Annotated in this window: 17 protein-coding genes; 14 read left to right on the top strand and 3 right to left on the bottom strand. The window is 37.5% G+C overall.

Annotated features, from left to right (window positions below):
* Nucleotides 1-316 precede the first annotated feature (316 nt).
* The 7 genes from ILA26_RS08295 to fdhD all read left to right on the top strand — a co-directional run bounded on the left by ILA26_RS08295 (nt 317) and on the right by fdhD (nt 7652).
* On the top strand, nt 317-1336 hold the full coding sequence (locus ILA26_RS08295) for an adenylosuccinate synthetase (RefSeq protein ID WP_292896232.1): 1020 nt from the start codon (nt 317-319) through the stop codon (nt 1334-1336).
* Nucleotides 1337-1364: 28 nt separating this feature from the next.
* Nucleotides 1365-1820: a GNAT family N-acetyltransferase gene (locus ILA26_RS08290; protein ID WP_292896230.1), complete on the top strand. Its 456-nt coding sequence runs from the start codon at nt 1365-1367 to the stop codon at nt 1818-1820.
* Between the two features lie 63 nt (nt 1821-1883).
* Nucleotides 1884-2315 (top strand): cyclophilin-like fold protein, encoded by a 432-nt coding sequence (locus ILA26_RS08285; RefSeq protein WP_292896228.1) that lies wholly within the window; start codon nt 1884-1886, stop codon nt 2313-2315.
* A gap of 46 nt (nt 2316-2361) precedes the next feature.
* The gene (locus tag ILA26_RS08280; RefSeq protein WP_292896226.1) at nt 2362-4824 is read left to right on the top strand and encodes an ATP-binding cassette domain-containing protein; all 2463 of its coding nucleotides are present in this window, start codon (nt 2362-2364) and stop codon (nt 4822-4824) included.
* A gap of 77 nt (nt 4825-4901) precedes the next feature.
* Nucleotides 4902-5897 carry a tRNA-dihydrouridine synthase gene (locus ILA26_RS08275; protein ID WP_292896224.1) on the top strand — a complete coding sequence of 332 codons (996 nt, stop codon included), beginning with the start codon at nt 4902-4904 and terminating at the stop codon, nt 5895-5897.
* A 23-nt stretch (nt 5898-5920) separates the two neighbouring features.
* Nucleotides 5921-6733: a hypothetical protein gene (locus ILA26_RS08270; RefSeq protein WP_292896222.1), complete on the top strand. Its 813-nt coding sequence runs from the start codon at nt 5921-5923 to the stop codon at nt 6731-6733.
* A gap of 88 nt (nt 6734-6821) precedes the next feature.
* Nucleotides 6822-7652 carry a formate dehydrogenase accessory sulfurtransferase FdhD gene (gene fdhD, locus ILA26_RS08265; protein WP_292896220.1) on the top strand — a complete coding sequence of 277 codons (831 nt, stop codon included), beginning with the start codon at nt 6822-6824 and terminating at the stop codon, nt 7650-7652.
* A 5-nt stretch (nt 7653-7657) separates the two neighbouring features.
* On the opposite strand, the gene ILA26_RS08260 is transcribed toward fdhD, so the two are convergent.
* Together ILA26_RS08260 and larE are read right to left on the bottom strand one after the other, a co-directional pair.
* The gene (locus ILA26_RS08260) at nt 7658-8413 is read right to left on the bottom strand and encodes a HesA/MoeB/ThiF family protein (RefSeq protein ID WP_292896218.1); all 756 of its coding nucleotides are present in this window, start codon (nt 8411-8413) and stop codon (nt 7658-7660) included.
* A 1-nt stretch (nt 8414) separates the two neighbouring features.
* Nucleotides 8415-9431: an ATP-dependent sacrificial sulfur transferase LarE gene (gene larE / locus ILA26_RS08255; protein ID WP_292896216.1), complete on the bottom strand. Its 1017-nt coding sequence runs from the start codon at nt 9429-9431 to the stop codon at nt 8415-8417.
* A 427-nt stretch (nt 9432-9858) separates the two neighbouring features.
* Here larE and ILA26_RS08250 point away from each other — a divergent pair, with 427 nt between their 5' ends.
* Nucleotides 9859-11193 carry a GMC family oxidoreductase N-terminal domain-containing protein gene (locus ILA26_RS08250; RefSeq protein ID WP_292896214.1) on the top strand — a complete coding sequence of 445 codons (1335 nt, stop codon included), beginning with the start codon at nt 9859-9861 and terminating at the stop codon, nt 11191-11193.
* A gap of 8 nt (nt 11194-11201) precedes the next feature.
* Nucleotides 11202-11402 carry a MoaD/ThiS family protein gene (locus tag ILA26_RS08245; RefSeq protein WP_292896212.1) on the top strand — a complete coding sequence of 67 codons (201 nt, stop codon included), beginning with the start codon at nt 11202-11204 and terminating at the stop codon, nt 11400-11402.
* A gap of 7 nt (nt 11403-11409) precedes the next feature.
* Here the strand turns inward: ILA26_RS08245 and ILA26_RS08240 are convergent, their stop codons facing one another.
* On the bottom strand, nt 11410-12024 hold the full coding sequence (locus ILA26_RS08240; RefSeq protein WP_292896210.1) for a class I SAM-dependent methyltransferase: 615 nt from the start codon (nt 12022-12024) through the stop codon (nt 11410-11412).
* Between the two features lie 49 nt (nt 12025-12073).
* Between ILA26_RS08240 and ILA26_RS08235 the strand changes: the two genes are divergently transcribed.
* The 5 genes from ILA26_RS08235 to ILA26_RS08215 all read left to right on the top strand — a co-directional run bounded on the left by ILA26_RS08235 (nt 12074) and on the right by ILA26_RS08215 (nt 17894).
* Nucleotides 12074-13009: an ABC transporter substrate-binding protein gene (locus ILA26_RS08235; protein ID WP_292896208.1), complete on the top strand. Its 936-nt coding sequence runs from the start codon at nt 12074-12076 to the stop codon at nt 13007-13009.
* A 125-nt stretch (nt 13010-13134) separates the two neighbouring features.
* The gene (locus ILA26_RS08230) at nt 13135-13935 is read left to right on the top strand and encodes a class II glutamine amidotransferase (protein WP_292896206.1); all 801 of its coding nucleotides are present in this window, start codon (nt 13135-13137) and stop codon (nt 13933-13935) included.
* Nucleotides 13925-15325 carry a hypothetical protein gene (locus ILA26_RS08225; RefSeq protein WP_292896204.1) on the top strand — a complete coding sequence of 467 codons (1401 nt, stop codon included), beginning with the start codon at nt 13925-13927 and terminating at the stop codon, nt 15323-15325. The genes ILA26_RS08230 and ILA26_RS08225 overlap by 11 nt, the downstream gene beginning before the upstream one ends.
* 38 nt (nt 15326-15363) lie before the next feature.
* Complete coding sequence (locus ILA26_RS08220) at nt 15364-16752, top strand: glutamate--cysteine ligase (protein WP_292896202.1); 1389 nt, start codon at nt 15364-15366, stop codon at nt 16750-16752.
* Nucleotides 16753-16922: 170 nt separating this feature from the next.
* Nucleotides 16923-17894: an ABC transporter substrate-binding protein gene (locus ILA26_RS08215; protein ID WP_292896200.1), complete on the top strand. Its 972-nt coding sequence runs from the start codon at nt 16923-16925 to the stop codon at nt 17892-17894.
* Nucleotides 17895-18052 lie beyond the last annotated feature (158 nt).

The following is an 18052-nucleotide window of genomic DNA, read 5'->3' as shown; positions in this document are numbered from 1 at the left end:
TGTTAATGCTGCAAAAAATATTTTAGACGAAGCTCTACGCGCCACTGGTTCAATGGTGCTATGCTTAGTAGATTTCATACCTATTGGTCAAGGAAAATTCGAATATTATTACGAATGGAAAGGCCTTGACAAAACAATAGATATGGCCTAAGAATCTCCAGCTTCTACAAGCTGGAGAGGTTCAAGCCAGGGTTATTTTTAACAATATTTTAAGTTTTGAATATTATTCAAAAACCTTTTTAATAATAAATGACATAATATTATTGTTATGAAAATTTTACCAATTTTCAAAAATTAATGTTTAAGGAGTTATTAGATGACTTGTAGTATTTTAGTTGGTGGAGCATGGGGTGATGAAGGTAAAGGAAAATGTATTACTTACCTATGTGACAATGATAAACCAGACATAATCGCTCGTGCAGGTGTTGGACCAAATGCAGGACACTCTGTTGAGTTCGATGGAGAGAAATATGGTTTAAGATTAACCCCTTCCGGTTTTGTACATACTGATGCTAAGCTCATGATTGGAGCTGGAGTTTTAGTAAATCCAGATGTATTATTTAATGAATTTGAAAACTTAAAGAAATATAATGTAAAAGAGAGAATGTGTGTTGACCCTAGATGTGCTATCATTTCAAAAGATCACATGGAAAGGGATGTCAAATCAGAACATTTGGCTAAAAAGATTGGAAGTACCGGTTCAGGTTGCGGACCTGCAAACTCCGACCGCGTATTGAGAACCATTGATTTGGCAAAGGATGTTCCTGAACTTGAAGAGTACATCACAGATGTTTCCCTTGCTGTAAATGAAGCAATCGACAATGGTGAAGACGTATTCATTGAAGGATCACAAGGTTTCGCTCTATCCCTTTACTACGGAACATATCCATTCGTAACCAGTAAAGACACAACCGCATCCACATTCGCTGCAGATGTAGGTGTAGGACCAACTAAAGTAGATGAAGTCATTAATGTGTTTAAAGCTTACATTTCACGTGTTGGAGAAGGTCCATTCCCAACAGAAATGTCTCAAGAGGAAGCAGAAAGCAAAGGTCTTGAGGAATATGGTGTAGTGACCGGAAGACGTAGAAGAATCGGTTACTTCGACATGGAGCTTGCAAAAGAGTCATGCAGAATAAACGGTGCAACACAAATAGCATTGACTTGTGTCGACAGATTGTTCGATTGCGCACGTGTGCAAGACTACAGCTTATTGTCTGCTGAAACAAAAGCTTTCATTGAAGACATTCAAACCGAAACCGGTGTGCCTGTAACTATCATTTCAACCGGGCCTGACTTAAAAGACACTATTGACCTAAGAAAAGAATTATTATAATTCTTTTTTTTCTATTTTTTTGATTTTCATGATGATTTGTGATGGTAAGGATTACTTGCCTAAAGTAAAACAGCTTATTTTGGATTACACTGCTTTTTTGGGAAGGGATTTATCATTTCAAAACCTTGATGATGAGTTAATTGACTTGAAAAGAAAATATCTTCCTCCAAACGGTGAAATTCTGGTTGCATTAGAAGATGATGAAGTCCTCGGAATGGTTGCGTATTACAAGCATGACGACAAGACATGTGAAATGAAAAGGCTATACGTAAAACCCGAAGCAAGGGGCCGACATTTAGGGGATATCCTGGTGTCTGAGATTTTAAATCATGCAAAATGTAATGGCTATGAAGTGATGCTTTTGGATACAATCAAGCCGTTAAAATCAGCAATTTCACTATACAAGAAGCATGGTTTTGAGGAATGCAAAGCCTATTACAACAATCCAATGGATGATGTAATCTATATGAAAAAAGAGTTGTAATATTTGCCGTATAACTGATTTTCATTAAACTATTTTAATCTTAAAAAACAATTCATAATTAATATGGGATTTAAAAAATTAATAATGACAATTTTATTGACTTTTATTGTAGTTCTTGCCGTCAATGCACAGGATACGGATGATAATATGATGATTAAGGTTAAAATTAATGATACAATTTTTGATGTTCAATTGGAAAATAATTCCGCTACACAAGAGCTGATTAAAACCTTGGAAAAAGGAAACGTTACCATTAACGCTACGGATTATGGAAATTTTGAAAAGGTGGGTGATTTGGGCTTTTCACTTCCAACAAGCGATGAGCAGATAAGTACCTCTTCAGGAGATATTGTGCTCTATCAGGGAAATCAAATCTCTCTTTTCTATGATTCCCATTCATGGAGCTATACAAAATTGGGCAAGATACAAAATGCTGATGACCTGAAAACCACTTTGGGTTCAGGTGATGTGGTAATTACATTTTCCATAAAATAATTTTTTTTTAATTAATTTTATTAAATTTACTTTACAATATTTAACCATGTACCAAGATATGATAATCATTCGTGGAGCGAAAGTTCACAATCTGAAAAATATTGACGTTGACATTCCTCTTGGAAAGATTGTAGCTGTTTCCGGAGTGTCTGGAAGCGGCAAATCTTCCCTTGCATTGGGAGTGCTTTATTCTGAAGGATCCAGAAGATATCTGGATGCACTGTCAACCTACACCCGTAGAAGGATTTCACAGGTTGAAAAGGCACAGGTTGACTTGATTCAGTATGTTCCTGCGGCATTGGCCCTTCACCAAAGGCCAAACATTCCAAACATCAGATCAACATTCGGAACTTCCACAGAACTTTTGAACTCTCTCAGATTATTGTATTCAAGATGTGGAAACTACTTCTGTCCTAACGGTCATATGCAGGAACCTACTCTTAACGTTGCCCGTGAGATTCCAATAGTATGTCCCGAATGTGGTGAGGAGTTTTATGGATTGGGTGCTGAGGAATATGCATTCAATTCCGATGGCGCATGTCCCACATGCAGCGGAACAGGATTTATCCGGGATGTGGATTCGTCTAAATTGGTGTCTGATGAAACTAAAACTCTTGAAGAGGGTGCAGTCGATGCATGGAATCAGTTTGGTATTTCCTGGATGTATCATGTTGCAGGAGAGCTTGGAGTAAGGCTTGACGTTCCGTTCAAGGACTTGACCGATGAGGAAAAAGACATTGTTTACAATGGTCCTGCAGTCAAGAAATACATCAACATTCCTTCAAAAAACGGAAAGCTATTTGAACTGAATGCAGAGTACAGAAATGCTCATAAGGCAATTGAGGAAGCCTTGAAAAATGCCAAAACCGAAAAGGGATTGACAAAAATCAACAAGTTCCTGACAACCAAGGTCTGCAGTGACTGTCACGGCACAAGACTCAACTCAAGGGCAAACTCAACATTATTTGGCGGAATCAACCTGTCCGAGGCCTGCCAAATGAATCTTAAGGATTTGGTTTCATGGATTCCAAAGGTCATTTCCGAATTGCCTTCAGAGGTAAGGGAAATGGCCGAAGCTATTTCAGACGAGTTCATGGACAATGCAAACATCCTTTTGGATTTGGGATTGAGCTATATCTCACTTGACCGGCCGTCAAACACATTGTCAACCGGAGAACTGCAGCGTGTGCAGTTGGCAAAGACATTGAGAAACCACACCACTGGAGTTTTATATGTCTTGGACGAGCCTTCAATCGGTCTGCATCCAGATAACGTCAATGGTCTAATCAGTGTCATCAGAAGACTTGTTGATGACGGAAACTCTATAATATTGGTTGACCATGACACAAGAATCCTGAGCATTGCCGATTACATGATTGAAATGGGCCCTCATGCAGGTGCAGATGGTGGAAACATAATTGCACAGGGGTCAATTGATGAAATAACGAATGATTCCTCTTCACAAATCGGACCATTCCTAACAAATTCAGAAGACATTATCATCAGGGACAAGTCCGGCGAAACTTTTGAGAACGGTTTCATTGGAATCAAGACCAATGAAATCCACAACGTAAAGCCGATGGATGTTCAGATACCGAAAGGCAAACTCACTGCCGTAACAGGAGTTTCCGGAAGCGGTAAGACAACCCTTCTTTTGGAGGCACTTTATCCTGCAGTCAAGGCCTTCATTAATGGCGAAGAATTGTCTGATGATGTTATGGATATTGACTGTGACGAAATCAAGAAGATTGACTTGATTGACAGTGTTCCAATAGGCAAGAACGTTAGAAGTACCGTTGCGACATACTCAAAGGTCTTGGATGACTTAAGGCGTGAATATGCCAAACTGACTGATGAGTATAAGATGGCTGACTTTTCATACAATACCGGAAAATTGAGGTGCGATACCTGTAATGGAACAGGAAGCGTTTCTATGGATGTTCAGTTCCTGCCTGACGTTGAAATTACCTGCCCTGATTGTGGCGGTTTGAGATATGACAAGAAAGTTGAGGAGATAACCTACAACGGTTTGTCAATAGCTGACTTGATGGCATTGACCGTTGATGAGGCTTTAGAAGAGTTGTTTGAACTTAAAAAGGTCACTGGTAAGCTTCAGAAATTGTCCGACTTGGGTTTGGGATATCTGACTTTAGGTGAGGCGACTCCAAGCCTTTCAGGTGGGGAAGCTCAAAGGCTTAAGCTAGCATCTGAAATAGGAAAATCCCAAAAGAATTCAATCTTCATCTTTGATGAGCCGACTATTGGTCTTCATCCGTTGGATGTTAAAGTTCTGATTGACGTGTTTGACCATTTAATTGAAAAGGGAGCTACTGTAATCGTAATTGAACATGACCTTGACTTGATCGCCAATGCAGACTACATCATTGACATTGGAATCGATGATGATTATTATGGTGGGGATGTCTTGGTTTCTGGCAGTTTGGAGGATATCATTGCCTGTGAAGAAAGTTTAACTGGAAAATATTTGGCGGAAAAGGAATTAATCTAATATGCTGGGGAATTGTTGTCTAAGTAACTCTTGAATTACTTTCTCCTTTTTATATTCTTTTTTTCTAATATGTAACCATGAAAAGCATATTCGATAACACTAAATTTGGAAATCTTCCCGTTTCAAGCAGAATAATAAGAAATGGTTTGTGGGAATCTCAATTTGACTCTCAGAAAAACTTGACTCAGGATGTTTATGACCGTTACGAAAAACTGGCAAGAAATAACGTTGGATTAATTGAAACTGAGCTTATTTCAATGTATACACATGACCGCTTCAGCGATTATACCCATTACATCAATTCTCCATTTTTCATTAAGGAGTTTAAGGAAATCACTGATTTGGTTCATGAACATGGGGTTCCAATTCTTGCTCAAATTGGTTTTGTGAACTGTAACGTCAACGGCAAGCAGATGATGGAGGTCAATGACTTGACTCTTGAGGACATCAGAACAATTCAGGCTGATTATGTGATGGCTGCCAAGAAAATCTCATTTGCAGGTTTTGACGGTGTTGAGCTGTGTGTTGGAAACAACTTCTATCTTTCAAGAGTTATGGATCCTTTTGAGAACACAAGGCAGGATGATTATGGTGGAAGCACTTTTAATCGTGTAAGAATGGTTTTGGAGATTATCAAGCTAATCAAAAAGATCACTGGCTTGCATGTGCACTGTAAGGTCAATTTGTATCAGGATGAGGAAGATTCATTAGAAATATGTAAGATTCTTGCCGAAAACGGTGCGGACAGCCTGCAGATTACAAGGTTTTTATCACCTCAATACTTCAGAAAAGGCCAAAATCAGGATATGCTGGTGAATTTTGCTGATAAAGTCGCTCGTGAAGTTGACATTCCTGTCGTGTTGGGTGGTGGAAGGTCAGACATGGATAAAATCACCGACTTGATTAACAATACGGGAATTGATTTCATTTCCATGCAAAGGCCATTCGTTAAGGACCCTGCATTTTTAACCCAATGGAAAATGGACGGTCATGGCAAATCGGAGTGCAAGACCTGCAATAATTGCTATTGGAAAAAACAAAGCGTTTGTCTAATTGAATCAAATGATATTTAACTCATCAAATCCAAAGTAATATCATGAAAAAGATATTGTATATGACTGATTTGTATTATCCCGCCAAGGGCAGAAATTACTATGAGGAGGATTTATACATCACACAAAGGTTAAAGGACTCCTTTGACTTGGTGCTGTGCCATCCTCAGAACTCAGAAAGCTTTGAAGATGATGTTGATTTGGTAATATTCAGGAACACTGGCCCTGTAACCGGATTCAGTGATGTTTATGATGATTTTGTCAATAGGGTTAAATCAAAAGGTCTCAAGACTTTCAATGAGTTCACAGGCAAGGCGGACATGTGCGGTAAGCAATATCTTTTGGATTTGACCTTGGAGAAGTTTCCTGTAATTCCAACAGTTGATACAATTGATGATTTGGGATTGTTGCCCGATTGCGAAAGGTATGTCATAAAGCCGAAGGACGGTGCTGACTCAATAGGTCTGGAATTTCTGACAAAAGATGAGATTTTTGAAAGGGATTTGTCAAATACGTTAATCCAGCCGGCAATTGACTTTGAGTATGAAGTGTCATTTTACTTCATCAATGACAAGCTGGAATATGCATTGTACGCTCCAGACAAGAGCAAGCGTTGGGATCTTCACCGATATGACTTTACCGAGAGTGATATTGAATTTGCCGAGAAATTCATAAAATGGAATGGTATTCGCTATGGAATTCAGCGTGTGGATGCCTGCCGCACCCGTGAAGGGGAACTCCTGCTGGTTGAACTTGAAGACTTGAATCCATACTTGTCCATTTTGGAATTGGATGATGTCACTCGTGATAATTTCATTGATGATTTGACTGTAGCGTTAAATGAATTATTGGAGTGAAAAACTCTCATTTTTTTATTTTTTCTTTAATTTTTAAAGATATAAATTTAAATATAACAATTGTTAATATTTAATTGAGAGTGATAAAATGGATTTTATAAGACAAAGCGATGTAATTCAATGGAAAGATGGAGAATATATAACAATCAAGGAAAACACCGTTGATGACGAATACACATACCTGTTTATCGATTATCTGCCTCCCAGAAAATTTTCAACCTATCCTAAGGATTTGGAGGATTTTGCAATTGGATACTGTCTTGGGGAGGGTTTGATAAAAGATTATTCTGACATTGAATCCATCAGATTGGACGGAACTAATGTCTTGGTGACAACAAAACTCACACATGACCCTGAGGAAGACCTGGAACAGGAGGGCATAGTTCAGGAGAGGAAAGGAAACTGTGAACATGCCTGTGTATGCCGATTGTTGGAGTATCAGGGTGTCAATTCAGACAATGCTGGAGGAATACGTTCAGAACTGGAAAGCATCGAGCCTAATGATTCTGATTTAACCGTTGATGCAACTCAAATAATCAAGGATATCAAACATTTGACCGATGAGGCAAAAATCTGGCAAAAAACTGCTGGCGTTCATGTGGCACAACTCAAGTTCGAGGATAAAATCATCATTCGTGAAGACGTAAGCAGACACGTTGCTGTCGATAAGGTGATTGGAGCCGCCTCAAAAGAAGGGTATGACTTCAGCAAATGCTACATCTCATATAGTGGAAGGATGCCTGCTGACATGTTGATTAAGGTGATCCGTGTTGGAATTCCAATAATAATCTCAAATGCCGCTCCCGCTTCATCAGGTCTTGATGTTGCAAGGATGGGAAACATCACAATGGTCGGTTTTGTGCGAGATAACAGATTTACAGTATATACCGCACCAGAAAGAGTAAATTTAAAAAAATAGATGATTTAGAGTTCATCTAAGAAAAATGAACCTAAATCCAATAAGTCGAATGTTAATATTTTTGGAGCAACGGTAACCTTACCGACTCCAGTAATTATTTTATAAGCTTCCATTGCCTCAAGACAACCAATTAAATTTGGTGTAGGTCCGATAACCGGAGGAACTCCTGAGGTCACGTTTTTTAATGCATCAATTGTTTCATCATCCAATTCCTTGCCGATTGATGGTAAGTTGAACATTTCCTCATATGTCTTGTCGCTGTTTGGCAGGAATACTGTAAGCTGTCCTAATGTTCCATGGATTGCACCGTGGATGTATGGAATGCCTTTTTCCTTTGCCTTTCTTGACACGATGACTCTTGTCAATACATTGTCGAGAGCATCTATGACAATGTCGGAATCTCCGATGATCTTGTCGATATTGGTCTGGTCGACATGTTCATTGAATGTGGTCACTTTAACATATGGATTTATCAATCTGACTTTTTCCTTGGCAACTGCACTTTTGTCAATTCCCAATTCTTTAATTGATGCCAATGTCTGTCTGTTTAGGTTGGATAGGTCAAATGCGTCCTTATCAACAAGAACGAGTTCTCCAATTCCCATTCTTGCAAGCATCTCGATGGTTTCTCCACCGATTCCGCCACAGCCGATAACTGTGATTTTCGCATCTTTAAATCTTTCCTGTTCACTTCTGGTTACTATACTCATTTGACGGGAAGCTATTTCCCAGTATCCGTCACCTATGTATCTTGTTGGCATGTTAATCACCTATATTTCTTCTTAATTTTGATAAGATGTCCATAAAATTGTTTAATGCATCTTCATAAGTATTAAAATTCTTTCCTTCAATCAATCCATTTTGATTAATGGCAATATTATCTAATTCTATTTTATCTTCGCTTTCATTAATAATTTTGTCTTCTATTTGGCCTTTTGTATTCTCGAGGTTTATTGTAAATGGAAGTTGGTATGAAAATGATTCGTTTTCATATTCAATTTCAATGAACTCGTCATCGTCAAGCTCTGATAAATTCAATGCAACCTTTCTAAAACCGGTTTCAAGTGTTTCATCACGAATCTGCTTAAATTTATCATCTTTCAGAATTTCGTTCAGGTTATCGACTTCGATTATTGCGAATTTGTCGTTGTCCCTGACCTTGACGATTTCACAGTCTGTATTTGATAGTATGTAGTCCTCAAGATGGCTGATTCGATTTATCTTTTCTTCGGTTGTCTGCGTATTTGTCGGAATTCTGGTTGCAAGGCAGGTTGTTGATCTTGAATATGGAATGTCATTCTTATTCAAGTATTCGTGAATCTCTTTTGAGGTTAGCTTTGCTTCAATGAAAGGTGTCTTGAACCCTTTCTTGTAGGTTACAAGAATTCCCGGCCTGTCAATGACCAGGTCACTGATGTTGTTGCCGTCACAGATAAAGTCAAATCCCTTTTCACTTGCGAGCTTTTGAATTTCACTGTACATCAGGTTGCGGCAAGTGTAGCATCTTTTAGAATCGTTTGATAGGAAATACTCATTATCATAAAAATTAATGTCGATTATCTCATGTTTTATTCCAAAGGATTCTGCAACTCTTTTTGTGTTTTCAATAAACCCGCTTGGCAGCAAATGATTGTTAATTGTAATTGCTAAGGTATCTTCTGCAACTTCTGAAGATAGGTAAGCTATCAATGTCGAATCCGCACCGCCTGAAAAACCGATAGCCACTCTTTTATCTTTTAAGATATCTTTAACAATATCAATTTTATCTTCTAAATTCATTGTATCATGTTTTAATTTGTACTCTAAAATTTATATAGTTAAGAGCACCTGGTTGAGGTGCTCTTGAGTTTTTAATGGGTTTTTATTTGACGTGTTTTAAGGAGTTTTTATATTCTCTCACGTTTTATTGCTCACAACCTGTTATTTTGGAGATAACATTTTTATAATTTTACTTGAATCAAGTTGTGACCTAATTAAACGAATCTTATGGAAAAAATCTAGAATCCCTTCGAAATGTTAACTATATAACAATAGTTATTTTTTCCACAAATATCCTTTGATTATCAATATATAAATATTTTATTATTTTATTATAATCTCATAAACTTTGACATTGATATAACATATTTTATGCATATTGTCATTTCTTTTAGATTTCTTGTAACTATAATGGAAATATTTAAATTATAAAAAAATTATATAACAATTGTTAATATTATCTGGAGGTATAGAAATTTACGATGCTATTGTAATTGGAACAGGTGCCGGAGGATCAACTGTGGCAAAAGACCTCAGTCATCTTGGAAGAAAAGTCCTGATACTTGAAAAAGGCAGTAAACAAAGAGATGGAAGCTATGTAAAGCACATGAAAACAAAAAAGATTGATTTGAAGAATAATTTGTCCCCTGAGGAAAAGAGGGATTATGAGTTCTTGACATATCCCTTGGAACTGACAAACATCGAGGAGATCGGAGGAACAACCACTGCCTCAATAGGAAATGCCTGCTTTTCATGCAGTGGATGTTATACCAACTCAATCATGCAACAGTTTGAGGATAAAAACCTTGATATATTTGAGGAGCTTTTGGAAGCTAGTGGTGAGTTGAACGTCACATACTTTCCCAAAAAGCTTTGGGGACACTCCACACAACTGATTGCCGATGCCGGCGATGAATTGGGATACATCGTCGAGCCGATGCCTAAATTCATCAACTTTGAAAAATGCAGGTTTTGCGGAAAATGTGTCAATGGCTGCGTTTATGATGCAAAATGGGACGGAACCTATTTTGTCAGTGAGGCTGTGGAATATGGTGCAGAACTTATTGAAGGATTCAATGTCTTTGAGATCTTGCACGAGAATGGGGAGGTTGTCGGTGTTGCCGGAATAAACCAAAACAATGAAAAGCATGTATTCAAGTCCAAAAGGGTAATTGTATCTGCAGGTGCTATCAACACTCCAATCATTCTTAAAAATTCAGGTATAAAGAATGTGGGTGGACAAATGTTTTTTGATATCTTCACAACAATTGGAGGATATCTTAAGGATGCAAACCTTAAAAATGAGCTGATGATGGGTGTAAAAGCGGAATTCGGCCCGTACTTTTTATCTCCTCATTACTCAATGCAGCTTCTTCCACTAATGGAGAGGAAAGGAGTTGAAGCAACTGAAAATGATGTAATCGGATTGATGCTTAAGTTTGCAGACACCTGTATCGGAACAATTGACCTGGAGGGCAACATTGAAAAGACTCTCACAAAAGTGGACGTTGACATGATAAAGGACGGATATGAAAAAGCTGTAAAAATCCTTTTGAAATTGGGAGTTGATGAGAACTCTATTGTGGCTACCTCCCTTAAGGGGGCGCATCCTGGAGGAACTGCTGCAGTCGGTGAGGTCGTTGACAACAATTTCGAGTCTGAGATTAATGGGCTGTATGTATGCGATGCAAGCGTCATTCCGGAGGCACCGGGAAGACCTCCAATTCTTACAATTGTTGCAATAGCTAAAAAAGTAGCTAAGATAGTTAATCAAAGTATTTAGGTGATATGATGGAATTCAAATTAAAATTTAAGGATATAGATGAAACAAGACCTTTGAATGAAAACTATACAATTAATGACTTGTTGAATGACTTGGACTTGTCCGCTCAAACCGTTGTTGCAAAGCAGAACGGCGAGCTGACAATTGAGGAAAGCCAAATCAATGATGGTGATGAAATCAAGTTGGTTCAAATAATTTATGGTGGTTGATTAGTAGTTATTTTTGTGCAATAACTACTAAAATATAATCATTTTCTTTTTTAAAGCTTTTTACACTATTAAAACCTGCATTGAGAAGGTATTTTTCCAATTCATCTGCAGTATAGACGCTCATTCCCTCTACTGTGCTTAGCCATTTTTCATCATCAGGATGGTTGCCGTCTGTTCCCTGTGCAATCATGAACTGGCCGTTTGGCTTGAGGATTCTTGAGACCTCTTTGAATGTGTTTGCTATGTCTGGCCAGAAGTATATGGTTTCAAAGGCAGTTGCCAAATCATATATTTCGTTTTCTATTGGCATGTCGCTCACATCTGCCTGCATTACTTCACATCTCTTTTCATATACGGCATTTTGATTTCTTTTTATTGATTCTGCAACAGAAACTTCAGAGTAGTCCAGACCATCAACATTGTTGTCGGTTAGCTTCAGAAACTTCTCAATGTTAACTCCGCCTCCGCAGCCGATGTCAATGATTTTATCGTTATTGCCAACGTTTATGCATTCAAATGCAAATTCAGAAATATCTCTGTGGTTTTCGTTCATGTTTTTGATAGTTTCAATACCTTCCTCGCCATGGGGTTTCATGCATTGTGTTATTTTTTCAGCAACCATAATCAAAACCTTTAATTATTTTTTAGATATATTTAATATTGGTGATTAAATGGATAATAAAATTATTGCAATCATAATAGCAATTGTTGTTATTGCCATAGGTGCATATTTCGTTTTAGGAGGAGGTGGCGAGGAAGTGACAATCGGTTATTTGCCTTCTGACCACGATGCTGCTTTATTCGTTGCAGATGCACAAGGACAATATCAAGCAAATGGAATCAAAACCAAGTTAGTTCAATTTAACAACGGTGGAGACTTGATGACTGCTATGGCTAGTGGTGATGTTGATGTGGGTTATGTTGGTATCACACCTGTATTGTCATCCATTGCCAAAGGTGTTCCTGTTAAAGTGATTTCAGCTGCTCAAACTGAAGGATCAGGTATTGTTGTTGCTAAGGATTCTGGAATAAGTTCAGTTTCAGACCTTGCAGGCAAGAAAATTGCAACTCCTGGTGAAGCTTCAATCCAACACATGCTGCTCACCTATTACTTGGAGCAAAATGGCATGTCCATCAGTGACTTGAAGGTTTCTGCTATGAAAGTTCCTTCAATGAATGATGCTTTAAAAACAGGCAAAATTGACGGTATGATTACTTTTGAACCATATGTTTCCATTGCTGAGAAAAATGGTGCTAAAGTATTGACTGATTCCGCAGACATCTTGCCAAATCATCCATGTTGTGTTGTAGTGGCTTCCGACAAGTTCATTGAAGAACACCCTAATGAGACTCAAAAGGTAATTAGCATTCATGAAAATGCAACAGATTTCATCAACAAGAACCCTGATGAGGCTGCAGGACTCTTACCAAAAGATATCGTTAGTGATGTTGAAGTTGAAAAACAAGCTATGGCTGGTTTCCCATTCATATCCGGTTTGAATGAAAGTTATAAACAGGATGTAATGGATTTCATGGATTTAGAAGTTGATTTAGGTGTTTTAAAGAAACCTATTTCTGAAGATAAAATTTTCTGGGAAGGTAGCTAATTAGCTACTTTTTCTATTCTTTTTTTTGGTTTATTTTTAAAAAATGTTTATATACTATGAGGTATATAACATATGTTATTGCAATATAACAATTGTGATAAACAATGATGGGAGGATAATATAAAATGTGTGAAATTTTTTGTTTTAATTCTAATACGCCTAAACAAGTAAATCAATGTCTTGAGTGCTTTTATAATCATTCTGAAGAACATCCACATGGATGGGGATTAGCAACTATGCAATCCGATGAATTTATTATACAAAAAGAACCTATAAAAGCAGCATGTAGTCAACACTTAAAAAATATATTATCCAACCCTATCGTTGGAAAAAATGTGTTCGCTCATATCAGACTGGCGACTGTGGGTGAAATCGTCTCTCCGAACTGCCACCCATTCATTGAGGCAGATGACAATAACAGGTCATGGATGCTGATTCATAATGGAACCATATTTGACTATCCCGAACTTGACAAGTATAAGGAAAAGGGGAATGGGGACACTGATTCAGAGAGGATACTTTTATATATAATCGATAAGGTCAATGAGTTTGAAAAGGACAAGAACGCCCCATCAACAATCAAGGAGCGTTTTAATCTATTGACTGAAATCATATCTGACTTATCAAAAAACAACAAGCTTAACTTGATGATTTATGATGGGGATCTGACTTATATTCACTCCAATATGAGGGATTCCCTATACTACCTTAAAAATGACGAAGGCCTTTTGGTGGCTTCAACCCCATTGGATAGTGATGAAAATTGGAAAGAGGTTGAATTGAATAAGCTGTTCGGATTGATTGATGGAAACATCATTTTTGAAAGTGAAGAGCATGACAATGAATTTATATTAACGGAATTCCATGAAAAGGCAATACAGGATTTCTTAAAAACACTAAATCTGGATGAGAACAATGATATCTAACGAGCAAGTCAGAAACAAACTTTATGATGAATTTATAAAACCGACAAACCAGGAGAAGAACTTCATAGGGATAGAGATTGAAATTCCAATTGTAAATCTTGACAAGAATGCAGTGGATTTTGACATTGTTCACAAGATTACTGAAAAATTTCAAAATCACTATCAAGACTTTAAAACTGATGGAATTGACTACGACGGCAACGTGTTCTCATTGAAAAATCCAAAAACCGATGATATCGTCTGTTATGATTGCTCATACAACAACATTGAATTTGCAATGGGCAAGGAAAAGGATTTATTCACTATAAATGACAGGTTCTGCGAGTACTATTCATTTGTGAAGGAATCATTTGAGGAGTACAACCATACCCTGACTGGAATGGGAATTAACCCTTACAGGAAATACAATATCAACGAACCGATTCCCTCCGAAAGGTATCTGATGCTCTATCATCACCTGAAGTCCTATAGCAATTATAAGGACGTTCCGATGCACTTTCATGAGTATCCTGAATACGGAATGTTCTCATCCGCTTCACAGGTTCAGCTGGACGTGACCCGTGAAAACCTTGTCAGGACAATAAACGTATTCTCAAAAATAGAGCCGATAAAGGCATTGCTGTTTTCAAATTCCGTTTTGTTGGATGAAAACAAGCACTTGACCTGCTTCAGGGATGCACTATGGGAATACTCCACTCATGGGGTCAACCCTCACAACATTGGTGGATATGATGTGGACTTGAGGGACATTGATGACCTTCAGGCTTATCTTGAGTCATTGAACATTTATTGTGTGATGCGTGATGGTGCATATATCAACTTCCCTTCAATGAACCTTTTGGACTATTTTTCAAGGGAATATGTTCAAGGGGAAATATACTGCAACGGAAATTACAGGGAAATCGACATCAAACCCTGCATCTCGGACATTAAATATCTCAGGCCATTCAAGTTCATTAACCTGACATTTAGGGGAACAGTCGAGTTCAGAAGCATATGCACACAGCCAATCAAGGATTCAATGTGTGTTGCTGCATTTCATCTGGGACTTAAGGACAAGCTGGAGGACCTGGAAGAGCTGATTGCCAATGACCATGCGATTTATCATAAGGGATACACTGCAGGGGAACTTAGAAAACTTTTGATTCAGGAGGAAATTCCTGCAATATTCAACAAAGATGAGATATGCAGGTTGTCCAGGGATATTGTTGATTTAGCATCATCTGGTCTTGAGGAAAGGGCAATGGGTGAAGAGATATTCTTAAATCCATTATATGATCGTATTAGGAATCATTCAAATCCTGGAAAGGACTTGATTCAGTCAATACATAATGGAGTCAAGCTTGAAAAATTGATTGACGATTACGGAAAATTGGACATAACTATTTAAATAACAAAGTTATATATTATTTTTAAGTGGGGATGGAAATGAAATTAATAAATTTGTCTAAGATATCTCCAGATGAAATTCTGGCTGGTTCATTTGGAATTGAATGGGAAAGTTTACGTGCAAAGGAGGACGGTCAATTGTCACTCACTCCTCATCCTGCAATATTCGGTGATAAACTGACAAATCCCGTAGTGACTACTGATTTTTCAGAAAGCCAGATTGAAATAATCACTCCCACATTCAACACCATAGATGAGGCATTCGATACTTTTTCTTTATTGTCTGATCTGGTCAATGCGTCCCTTCCTGAGGATGAATACCTGTGGTTTCAGTCAATTCCATGCATTCTACCGTATTGGGATCAGATTCCAATAGCCCAGTACTCTGAAGATGGGGAAGACTCCCAAAGGTACCGTGAGGAATTGGCCAAAAAATATGGTGTTAAAAAGCAGATGATTTCAGGAGTTCACTTCAACTTTTCTTTCAGTGATGAGTTTTTGGAAAAGCTGTACGCAATTGAAGGCTCAGGAATGTCATTTAAGGAATTCAAGAACAGCGTCTATCTCAAGATAGCCAGGAATTACATTAGATACTGTTGGCTTATAATTTATCTTACCGGTTGTTCAATAGGTTCACACAAGACATTTTCCAATGACTGCATTCACTTGATGGATGCTCAGGATGACTATGGCAGCTATTATTCCACCAGAGGACCTTCATTTAGAAATGCATCCTGCGGATATAAGAACTTAATAGAATTGTATCCATCATACAATTCAGTTGAGGAGTTCACCAATGATGTACGTAAGTTCATTGATAACGGGGACCTCTCTGAAGCAAAGGAGCTTTACACTCAAATCAGGTTAAAGCCTAAAGACCCAAAAGATTTGTTGAATTCATTGGATAATGATGGAATTGAATATATTGAAGTGAGAACCTTGGACATAAATCCGTTCTACAAATGCGGTCTTGTTCGCCATGACATGAAGTTTCTGCACTTATTTTTAATCTACATGTATCTTAAGGACGAATCAGACTATGAAGCTTGGCAGGAAGAGGCTAAAACCAATGAGGAGAACGTTGCCGAAAGGGCATATGTCGAATCAATGAGATTAATCAAGGACGGTGAAGAGGTGACCATTAAGGAGTGGGCTGCTGATATAATCAATGAGATGTTTGGCATGTGTGAAGTTTTGGGAATCAATGAGCCGCAAACATTGAACCTGATGCTCAACAGGATTGCAAACCCTGACATCACCTATGGTAAAAGGTTGCTCGAACTGATTAAGGAAGATGGGTATATCAATGCACATATGGAATTATCCAAAAACAACAAAAAAACCAGTATTAACAATTTGGAAAACTTAGAGCACATCAACCGTTCAGATTATGAGAAATATGTTAATATTGCATTAGTGGGCAAGTAAATTTTTTTGTACAGTTGCAAAACTTTATATACTAATTTGTTAAAATTAATCATTAGGGGTTCGAAATATAACAATTGTTAAGAGTCTATTTAACTGTCTTTTAAGAAGCAATGTATATATAATAGATCTCTTAAATGTTAATATTGTAAAGATAAATAATGGTGAAAATCATGAATAAAAAAATAACTTTTATTTTAGTGCTAGCCCTTGCTGCATGTTTAGTAATGGGTTCAGCTAGTGCAGGTCTTTTCGACTTTTTAGGTGGAGGAGACGACACAGTGAAGATTGGTTACTTACCATCTGATCACGACGCAGCATTATTTGTTGCTGACGCACAAAACTTATACAAAGAAAAAAATATTTCCACCGAACTCGTTCAATTTAACAATGGTGGAGATTTAATGACCGCTATGGCAAGTGGAGATGTTGATGTCGGTTATGTAGGAATCTCTCCTGTATTATCATCAGTCTCTTCTGGCGTTCCTGTGAAAATTATTTCTTCTGCTCAAACTGAAGGTAGTGGAATTATTGTAACTGCTGATTCTGGAATTTCTGAAGCTAAGGATTTCGCTGGTAAAACTGTTGCAACCCCTGGTGAAGCATCCATTCAACATGTATTGCTTTCAGCATACTTGAAAAATAATAGTTTATCATTAGATGACATTAACGAGTCTGCAATGAAAGTACCATCCATTAACGATGCTTTAAAAACAGGTAACCTTCCTGCAGCTATTACTTTCCAACCTTACGTAAGCCTTGGTGAAACTGATGACAACATCACTGAATTAGTTGACTCATCTGAAATCATGCCAGGACACCCATGTTGTGTTGTTGTAGCTTCTGAAGACTTCATCAAAAACCATGAAAACACTACAAAAGACATTGTGGCTATTCATGAAAAAGCAACCAAATTCATCAACAAACAAATCGAAGCAGGTAACACTAGCGAAGTAGTTAAATTATTACCTAAAGATATTGTTGCTAATGAAGATGCAGAAGCAGATTCCTTAGAAAGCTTCCCATTCATTTACGGTTTAAATGACACTTACAAAGCTAATGTGGACACTTTCCAACAATTAGAAGTTGACTTAGGAATTTTAAATCAAACAGTATCCCATGAAGACTTATACTGGGAAGCATAGTTAAATTAACTATGTCTTTTTTTCTTTTTTTGAGTCTGTAAAATTTTATAGGCTTATTTAATTTTTATGTGATTTTGTGTCCAGTTTTGCATTTGGAAGTCTAAAAATGTTAGAATTCCATTTTTGGTCTTGTATAATTTCTTTATTTTTTCTGGGTT

This window comes from Methanobrevibacter sp., assembly GCF_017940815.1.
Taxonomy (GTDB): Archaea; Methanobacteriota; Methanobacteria; order Methanobacteriales; family Methanobacteriaceae; genus Methanocatella.
This window is presented reverse-complemented; position numbering and strand designations above follow the sequence as displayed.

Excerpts from the sequence above, each read along its gene's own strand:
- ILA26_RS08220 (WP_292896202.1), top strand. The coding sequence starts at position 15,364 with ATGAAATTAATAAATTTGTCTAAGATATCTCCAGATGAAATTCTGGCT.
- ILA26_RS08235 (WP_292896208.1), top strand. The coding sequence starts at position 12,074 with ATGGATAATAAAATTATTGCAATCATAATAGCAATTGTTGTTATTGCC.
- ILA26_RS08260 (WP_292896218.1), bottom strand. The coding sequence starts at position 8,413 with ATGCCAACAAGATACATAGGTGACGGATACTGGGAAATAGCTTCCCGT.
- ILA26_RS08215 (WP_292896200.1), top strand. The coding sequence starts at position 16,923 with ATGAATAAAAAAATAACTTTTATTTTAGTGCTAGCCCTTGCTGCATGT.
- ILA26_RS08240 (WP_292896210.1), bottom strand. The coding sequence starts at position 12,024 with ATGGTTGCTGAAAAAATAACACAATGCATGAAACCCCATGGCGAGGAA.
- ILA26_RS08285 (WP_292896228.1), top strand. The coding sequence starts at position 1,884 with ATGGGATTTAAAAAATTAATAATGACAATTTTATTGACTTTTATTGTA.
- ILA26_RS08290 (WP_292896230.1), top strand. The coding sequence starts at position 1,365 with ATGATGATTTGTGATGGTAAGGATTACTTGCCTAAAGTAAAACAGCTT.
- ILA26_RS08225 (WP_292896204.1), top strand. The coding sequence starts at position 13,925 with ATGATATCTAACGAGCAAGTCAGAAACAAACTTTATGATGAATTTATA.
- ILA26_RS08245 (WP_292896212.1), top strand. The coding sequence starts at position 11,202 with ATGGAATTCAAATTAAAATTTAAGGATATAGATGAAACAAGACCTTTG.
- fdhD (WP_292896220.1), top strand. The coding sequence starts at position 6,822 with ATGGATTTTATAAGACAAAGCGATGTAATTCAATGGAAAGATGGAGAA.
- ILA26_RS08295 (WP_292896232.1), top strand. The coding sequence starts at position 317 with ATGACTTGTAGTATTTTAGTTGGTGGAGCATGGGGTGATGAAGGTAAA.
- ILA26_RS08280 (WP_292896226.1), top strand. The coding sequence starts at position 2,362 with ATGTACCAAGATATGATAATCATTCGTGGAGCGAAAGTTCACAATCTG.
- larE (WP_292896216.1), bottom strand. The coding sequence starts at position 9,431 with ATGAATTTAGAAGATAAAATTGATATTGTTAAAGATATCTTAAAAGAT.
- ILA26_RS08230 (WP_292896206.1), top strand. The coding sequence starts at position 13,135 with ATGTGTGAAATTTTTTGTTTTAATTCTAATACGCCTAAACAAGTAAAT.
- ILA26_RS08270 (WP_292896222.1), top strand. The coding sequence starts at position 5,921 with ATGAAAAAGATATTGTATATGACTGATTTGTATTATCCCGCCAAGGGC.
- ILA26_RS08275 (WP_292896224.1), top strand. The coding sequence starts at position 4,902 with ATGAAAAGCATATTCGATAACACTAAATTTGGAAATCTTCCCGTTTCA.